This is a genomic window from Kytococcus schroeteri (assembly GCF_042433515.1).
GTDB classification, from domain to species: Bacteria; Actinomycetota; Actinomycetes; order Actinomycetales; family Dermatophilaceae; genus Kytococcus; species Kytococcus schroeteri.
In genome coordinates this window covers 1-6,888 of sequence record NZ_JBHLVH010000008.1, presented here as the reverse complement: position 1 = coordinate 6,888, position 6,888 = coordinate 1, and the positions used below count along the sequence as shown (strand labels likewise).

The 6,888-nt window shown below is 66.3% G+C and carries 7 protein-coding genes and 3 pseudogenes; 7 read left to right on the top strand and 3 right to left on the bottom strand.

All coding sequences use genetic code 11. The features are described 5' to 3' along the window. Nucleotides 1–297 precede the first annotated feature (297 nt). Both ACFFHC_RS03840 and ACFFHC_RS03835 read right to left on the bottom strand, forming a co-directional pair. Nucleotides 298–933, bottom strand: a complete 636-nt coding sequence (locus ACFFHC_RS03840; protein WP_379803228.1) for a CueP family metal-binding protein — start codon at nucleotides 931–933, stop codon at nucleotides 298–300. A gap of 170 nt (nucleotides 934–1,103) precedes the next feature. Continuing rightward, nucleotides 1,104–1,223: a DUF305 domain-containing protein gene (locus tag ACFFHC_RS03835; protein ID WP_379803225.1), complete on the bottom strand. Its 120-nt coding sequence runs from the start codon at nucleotides 1,221–1,223 to the stop codon at nucleotides 1,104–1,106. 113 nt (nucleotides 1,224–1,336) lie between these two features. On the opposite strand from ACFFHC_RS03835, the gene ACFFHC_RS03830 reads away from it, so the two are divergent. The 6 genes and pseudogenes from ACFFHC_RS03830 to ACFFHC_RS03805 form a co-directional block, all read left to right on the top strand. Then, on the top strand, nucleotides 1,337–2,653 hold the full coding sequence (locus ACFFHC_RS03830; protein WP_379803222.1) for an ISL3 family transposase: 1,317 nt from the start codon (nucleotides 1,337–1,339) through the stop codon (nucleotides 2,651–2,653). Between the two features lie 228 nt (nucleotides 2,654–2,881). After that, nucleotides 2,882–3,103: a hypothetical protein gene (locus tag ACFFHC_RS03825; protein WP_379803220.1), complete on the top strand. Its 222-nt coding sequence runs from the start codon at nucleotides 2,882–2,884 to the stop codon at nucleotides 3,101–3,103. Nucleotides 3,104–3,162: 59 nt separating this feature from the next. Next, nucleotides 3,163–3,312, top strand: coding sequence for a heavy-metal-associated domain-containing protein (locus tag ACFFHC_RS03820; protein WP_379803217.1), 150 nt, complete (start codon nucleotides 3,163–3,165; stop codon nucleotides 3,310–3,312). 104 nt (nucleotides 3,313–3,416) lie between these two features. Then, nucleotides 3,417–3,995, top strand: a complete 579-nt coding sequence (locus tag ACFFHC_RS03815; protein WP_379803214.1) for a YdhK family protein — start codon at nucleotides 3,417–3,419, stop codon at nucleotides 3,993–3,995. 248 nt (nucleotides 3,996–4,243) lie between these two features. Beyond that, nucleotides 4,244–6,187, top strand: coding sequence for a heavy metal translocating P-type ATPase (locus ACFFHC_RS03810; protein ID WP_379803231.1), 1,944 nt, complete (start codon nucleotides 4,244–4,246; stop codon nucleotides 6,185–6,187). 31 nt (nucleotides 6,188–6,218) lie between these two features. After that, nucleotides 6,219–6,344, top strand: a pseudogene (locus tag ACFFHC_RS03805) (metal-sensitive transcriptional regulator); the annotation flags it as partial. On the opposite strand, the pseudogene ACFFHC_RS03800 reads toward ACFFHC_RS03805, so the two are convergent. Then, a pseudogene (locus ACFFHC_RS03800) lies at nucleotides 6,337–6,654 on the bottom strand (integrase core domain-containing protein); the annotation flags it as partial. The pseudogenes ACFFHC_RS03805 and ACFFHC_RS03800 overlap by 8 nt on opposite strands. Before the next feature lie 59 nt (nucleotides 6,655–6,713). Between ACFFHC_RS03800 and ACFFHC_RS03795 the strand changes: the two are divergent. Beyond that, nucleotides 6,714–6,888 (top strand): annotated as a pseudogene (locus tag ACFFHC_RS03795) (transposase); the annotation flags it as partial.

Sequence of the window (6,888 nt, the reverse complement as noted above, 5' to 3'; positions counted from 1 at the left end):
ACTCCGCATGCTCCTCATCGGCGGAGGACTCACCCCATGACCCACGCTCAACTCCGAAGAGCCCGTTATCGTGGGACACGAAGGCCTCCTGGGTGCGTGCAGCGGTTCTTAGACAGCTCCACTCTCGCAACAGGAGGCCTTCACCTGTCAGCGAGTCACGCAACAACGTCCCTGGACATCACAACTAGAGCGACAGGAATTAGGGCATTCAGAGCGTCCCTACTTTCGGACCCTCACGGAGTGTCCTCCGATTCCCGGCGTTCGGCGTAGCGCGACAATCTCGGCATGCCGGCGAAGTCACTGCAACCGCATGGTTGTGATGCAAGTGGCGTCCTCGTTCATCGTTGAGATTCTTGCGTTCGCCTCCTGACCCTCGTGCTCGATAGTGAGGTTCACCTCGGTGTCGCGCGGCACCCAGAGACCAATGAAGCCGTTGTCGTAAGTCTGGCGCGCTTCATCGATGATCACTTCACCGTCTGCACCCGTGAGCGTGACCTGAACTTCTTCGCTAGCGAGTTCACCGCGGCAGGTAGTCAGGCTGTGGAAGTAGCAGTCGTGGGTCTGGTCCCGGTAGGGGGCGATCGAGATGTAGACCTCATCCTCTGGCAACGGCAGGCGCGTCTCACGCTCTTGATCGTCGGTGAGCACGAGCGCCTCTGGCTGCACCGACGCGAGCAGATCGGTCGGCCGGTCAGGGACGGGCATCGTGTCCAGTCGTTCGATGACCTGCCTGACATCCAGCCCGGATAGGCCGTGATCTGCCAGGAACTCGCGCTCGCTCGTCTGGCTGCTGACCGATGACGGTGCGGGGCCGGACGGCGTGATCGCACATCCAGCAAGAACGAGAGCCAGAATGGCAACGAAGACGGCTGCAAGGGCGCTGCGGCGTCGCGATAAAAGGAGGCATGGCATAACGTTTTTCCTTCGAGTCATGCGAGGGTCGGTCGGGTCCGGTGGGTGCCGAATCCAGCGCGTCCGGCACCCACCCTGGTGACTCGCTAGAGATTGGCCAGGAGGTCTTCCATCTCCTGGATCTCGGTCGTTTGCGAATCGATGATTGTCTGCGTGAGCTCGACAGCCTCGGTATTGCTACCGTCATCGACTTAGATCCGGGCCATCTTGACGGCTCCCTCATGGTGGAGGATCATCTGCTCAAGGAACAGTCGTGACGCTTCGGTCCCGTTGGATGCCTCGAGGGTGGACAGGTCATCCTCGCTTATCATAACGGCTCTTCCGATCTGAGGGTGTAGCAGTGGTGATGTGACCGGGTCGAGGTAGGGGTCGAGGTCCCCTGATGATGGGGGTTCCTACACCGACCCGACCAGAAGACCTCGACGTGCGTGAACTTACCTTTGATGCCCCTGATCTGACGACCTTCGCCCGCCTGGACGAGCTTGGTCTCGTTGCGGTTGGCCAGCGCGTGGAGTCTGACCGGGCGGTGCTGGAATGCCGGGTGGTCGCGGGCGATGACGACGCGTTCTGCCGGCACTGCGGGGCCGAGGGCGCCGCGCGGGGCACGGTGACCCGTCAGCTGGCGCATGAGCCGTTCGGGTGGCGGCCCACCACGCTGCTGATCCGGGTGCGTCGCTTCGGCTGTCAGGCGTGCCGGCGGGTGTGGCGCCAGGACACCACGGGCGCAGCCGAGCCACGGGCGAAGCTCTCACGGGCAGCGGTGCGCTGGGCGCTGGTTGCCCTGGTGACCCAGCACCTGACTGTCGCCAGGTTGGCCGAGGCTCTGGGAGTGGCCTGGGACACCGCCAATGACGCGGTCCTGGCCGAGGGCCGACGGGTCCTGATAGATGACCCCACCCGGTTTGACGGCGTCACCGTGGTCGGAGTGGACGAGCACGTCTGGCGCCATACCCGAAGCGGCGAGAAGTACGTCACCGTCGTCATCGATCTGACCCCGATCCGCGACGGGACGGGTCCAGCACGCCTGCTCGACATGGTCCAGGGGCGATCGAAGAGCACTTTCAAGACCTGGCTCGCTGCCCGCACCCAGGCATGGCGCGACAGGGTGGAGGTGGTGGCGATGGACGGGTTCACCGGGTTCAAGACTGCTGCGGCCGAGGAGCTCCCCGACGCGGTCGCGGTGATGGATCCCTTCCACGTGGTCCGGCTCGCTGGTGACGCCCTGGACCGTTGTCGCCGACGGGTCCAGCAAGATCTCCACGGCCACCGCGGCCGGGCCGGCGATCCGCTCTACTGCGCGCGGCGGACCCTGCACACTGGCGCCAACCTGTTCACCGACAAGCAGGCCCGCAGGATCGAGTCCCTGTTCGCCGACGAGGAGCACGTCGAGGTCGAGGCGACCTGGGGCATCTACCAACGCATGATCGCCGCCTACCGCCACCCAGACCGGCGCGAAGGCCGGGCACTGATGACCGCCGTGATCGACTCGGTGACCCGTGGCGTTCCCACCGCCCTGAGCGAGCTCGTCACGCTCGGGCGGACGCTGACCAAGCGGGCCGAAGACGTACTCGCATTCTTCGACCTGCCGGGCACGAGCAACGGCCCGACCGAGGCGATCAACGGCCGCCTCGAGCACCTCCGAGGGTCCGCCCTCGGCTTCCGCAACCTGACCCACTACGTCGCCCGATCCCTCCTCGAAGCCGGCGGCTTCAGACCACGACTACACCCTCAGATCGGATGAGCCGTTTTCTTTTGTGTCGAGGGTCGCTTGAGTGACGCGCAGGATAGATCTGAAGGGTACGTGCATCCATCCGGGCAGCAGCCGTGGTGGCGCCAGAACCATGAGGATGATCAGCAGCGCGAGCACGCACGCCATCGCCGTGCCCAGATGGTCGCCAGTGCCGCACTCTGTGCACGCACCGTCGGGATCATCAGGGGTACCGCTCCGCTCATGGGCGCCCACTGAGTCATGAGCGTCGACGGCGCACTCGTCTCCGCAGGCGAGCTGCAAGGAGCACTCGGCGAGCAGCTGGTCGGCGCGGCAGGCAGCGTTCACCGGCGGACTGAACACGGCGCGATCGTCCCGGCCGTTATCGCCGCCATGGCGGCACTCATCGCCGCAACCCGACTGCGTCACGTCCGCCCCGCCGGGCAGGCCCAGGAGACCCCCGAGGACGCATCTACCCGTTGACCCATACCCCCATGGGGTATAGCCTGAAGATCTCGTACACAAACAAGGGCGTTCGGATTATGAGCGCGACGACCACGACCGAGTACCGGGTGACCGGCGTGACCTGCGGGCACTGCGAGAGCGCGATCCGCTCCGAGGTCTCCGGGATCGCCGGCGAGACCGGCATCGAGGTCAGCGCCCGCCCCGACCGCTACGCCAACGCGGCCTGACCGCCCGTGGACATGGTTCCGCGCCTCTCGACCGGGAGGCGCGGAACCACCCCGTACCCGGCGCACCAGAGCCGGTCGGTTCACACCGAAAGGAGAGTATTGAGATGAGCAGACGCATCAGCATCCTCGTCGCCGCCGGCATCCTCGGCGGAAGCCTCGCCCTGGCAGGCTGCTCCACCGCGAACAACGAGGCAGGAACTCCATCGCAGAGCGAGGACGCACAAGGCGGGCATGGGGGCCACGACGGCATGGAGCATCCCGCCGACGGCGGCCCGGTCCCCGAGGGCATGAAAGAGGCCACCGACCCCGAATACCCGGTCGGCACTGAAGTCACTCTGACGGCCGACCACATGGAGGGCATGAACGGTGCCAGAGCCACCATCGTCGGCGCCTACGACACCTACACCTACGCGATCGACTACACCCCGGTCGACGGCGGAGATCCCGTGACCGATCACAAGTGGGTCGTCCAGGAAGAGCTCGACGGCGCCGGTGACGCCCGTCTCGACGACGGCACCGAGGCGACGGTGACCGCCGACCACATGGAGGGCATGGACGGCGCGACGGCGACGATCGCGTCCTCGACTGATGAAACCGTCTATGTCGTCGACTACGAGGCCGACGGGATGAAGATGACCAACCACAAGTGGGTCGTCGACAGCGAGATCCAGCCCGCTTCCTGACTGACACGAACCGGGCATGAAGGAACGGACAGAGCGTGAACGACCAGCAGACCCACCACGGGGCCGCCGAGGCTGAAGCGCACGAGCACGCCGGCCACCACTCGCACGGCGACCACTCGGCACACCAGTCTCATGGCGGCCACGACCAAGCCGACCATGAGGATCACGGCGGCCACGACCACGCAGGTCATAGTGGCCATGGCGGGCATGGTGATCATGTCGGCCAGTTCCGGCGGCTGTTCTGGATAATGCTCGTCATCGCGATCCCGGTCGTGGGCTTCAACGACATGTTCGCCCACCTCATCGGCTACCCCCTCCCGAACGCCGATTGGGTGCGCTGGGTCTCCCCGACCCTGGGCACGATCATGTACGTGTGGGGCGGCCGGCCCTTCCTCACCGGTGGACTGGGCGAGATCCGATCCCGCAAGCCCGGCATGATGTTGCTGATCGCGCTGGCGATCACGGTCGCCTTCATCGCCTCCTGGGGCGCGAGCCTGCACCTGCTCAGCGACGAGCTCAACTTCTGGTGGGAGCTGGCTCTGCTGGTGGTCATCATGCTGCTGGGCCACTGGATCGAGATGCGTTCCCTGGCCCAGACCACCTCCGCCCTGGACTCCCTGGCCGCCCTGCTGCCCGATGAGGCCGAGAAGGTCGACGGCGAGAACATCGTGCGAGTCGCCCCCGCAGACCTCGCTGTCGGCGATGTGGTGGTGGTCCGGCCCGGCGCCTCGGTGCCCGCGGACGGACGCATCGTCGATGGCAGCGCCAGCATGGATGAGTCGATGGTCACCGGGGAATCCAAGACCGTGCGCCGAGAGACGGGCGAGCAGGTCGTCGCCGGCACCATCGCCACCGACTCCGGGCTGCGGGTCGAGGTCACCGCCACCGGCGAGGACACCGCCCTGGCCGGCATCCAGAAACTTGTCTCCGACGCCCAGGCCTCCTCTTCCCGCGCCCAGCGCATCGCCGACACCGCCGCGGCCTGGCTTTTTTGGTTCGCCCTCGGCGCGGCCGTCATCACCGCGCTCGTATGGTCCCTCATTGGTCTTCCCGACGACGCGGTGGTCCGCACCATCACCGTGCTCGTCATCGCCTGCCCCCACGCCCTGGGCCTCGCGATCCCGCTGGTGGTCTCGATCGCGACCGAGCGCGCCGCCCGCGGCGGCGTGCTCATCAAGGACCGGCTCGCGCTGGAGTCCATGCGCACCGTCGACGCCGTGCTCTTCGACAAGACCGGCACTCTCACCAAGGGCGAGCCCACCGTCACCGCCATCGGCACCGCGAACGATCACGACGAACAGCGGGTGCTCGCCCTGGCCGCGGCCGCCGAGGCCGACAGCGAACACCCCCTGGCCCGAGCGATCACCGGAGCCGCCAGCACCCGAGAAGTCCAGGTGCCCAAGGCCTCGGACTTCTCGTCTTCTCCGGCGGTCGGCGTGAAGGCCACCATCGACGGGACGGTCGTCGAGGTCGGCGGCCCCTATCTGCTCCAGCAGCACTCGGCCAGCGAACTGCCGATAGCTGACCAGTGGCGAGAGGAAGGGGCAATCATCCTCCATGTTCTCGCCGACGGCACGGTCATCGGTGCACTACGCCTGGCCGATGAGGTCCGGCCTGAGTCTCGTGACGCGGTCGATGCCCTCCACGCTCAGGGCGCGCAGGTCGTCATGATCACTGGAGACGCCCAAGCAGTCGCTGACACTGTCGCAAAGGATCTCGGCATCGACCGTGTGTTCGCCGGCGTACGCCCTGAGGACAAGGCTGCCAAGGTCGCCGAGTTGCAGGGCGAGGGGCGCAAGGTCGCGATGGTCGGCGACGGCGTGAACGACGCTCCGGCCCTTGCACAGGCCGATGTGGGCATCGCCATCGGCGCCGGCACCGATGTCGCAATCGGCTCGGCAGGGGTCATCCTCGCGAGCTCGGACCCACGCTCGGTGCTGTCGGTCTTCGAGCTGTCGCGTGCGAGCTACCGGAAGATGAAGCAGAACCTGTGGTGGGCCGCTGGCTATAACCTCATCTCTGTGCCTCTCGCGGCGGGAATTCTCGCACCGATCGGATTCGTGCTGCCGATGAGCGTCGGGGCGATCCTCATGTCGGCTTCCACCGTCGTGGTGGCCCTCAACGCGCAACTGCTGCGTCGCCTCGACCTCACACCCGAATCCAGCACCAACCGCATCCTCGACCGCTCCTGAAACGTGAGAGACAGATCATGACGACCACCACGCCCGCGGCATCCACCGGATGATCGACGAAGACACCTACTGCATCGACATCCCCACCCAAATCAGCGCGATCACCTCGGCCCTGAATGCAGTCGCCGTCGGACTCGTCGATGACCACCTCAAGCACTGGGGTCTGCTGCACGGATAGGTGACAGTTGTTTGGCAGCCTGAGTGACTGCTGGGCTCAGCATCGTCTCCTCCTCGATGGGGGTCAACGTGCCGAGTCTCTGCTGCCGTCGGCGGCGATGGTAGGTCCGCTCGATCCAGGTCACGATCGCGATCCGCAACTCCTCGCGCGTGGCCCACTGCCGTCGGTTCAGGACGTTGTCCTGCAGCAGGCCGAAGAAGCTCTCCCTGGCAGCGTTGTCCCCGGCGGCACCGACCCGGCCCATCGAACCGACCATCGCGTGGCGGTTGAGTGCGTGCTGCAGCCTCCGGGGAACTGGAACGCCTCACCACCAACCGCTACCGGCTCGAAGGCGAGCAGGACCGCCTCCGGTTGCTGGACATGGTCGAAGGCCGGTCCAAGGCCGCGTTCAAGACCTGGCTCGCCGAGCGGCCACAGGCGTGGCGTGACGCCGTGGAGGTGGTCGCGATGGACGGGTTCACCGGCTTCAAGACCGCAACCGCCGAAGAGCTCCCGTGCGCGGCCGCGGTGATGGACCCCTTCC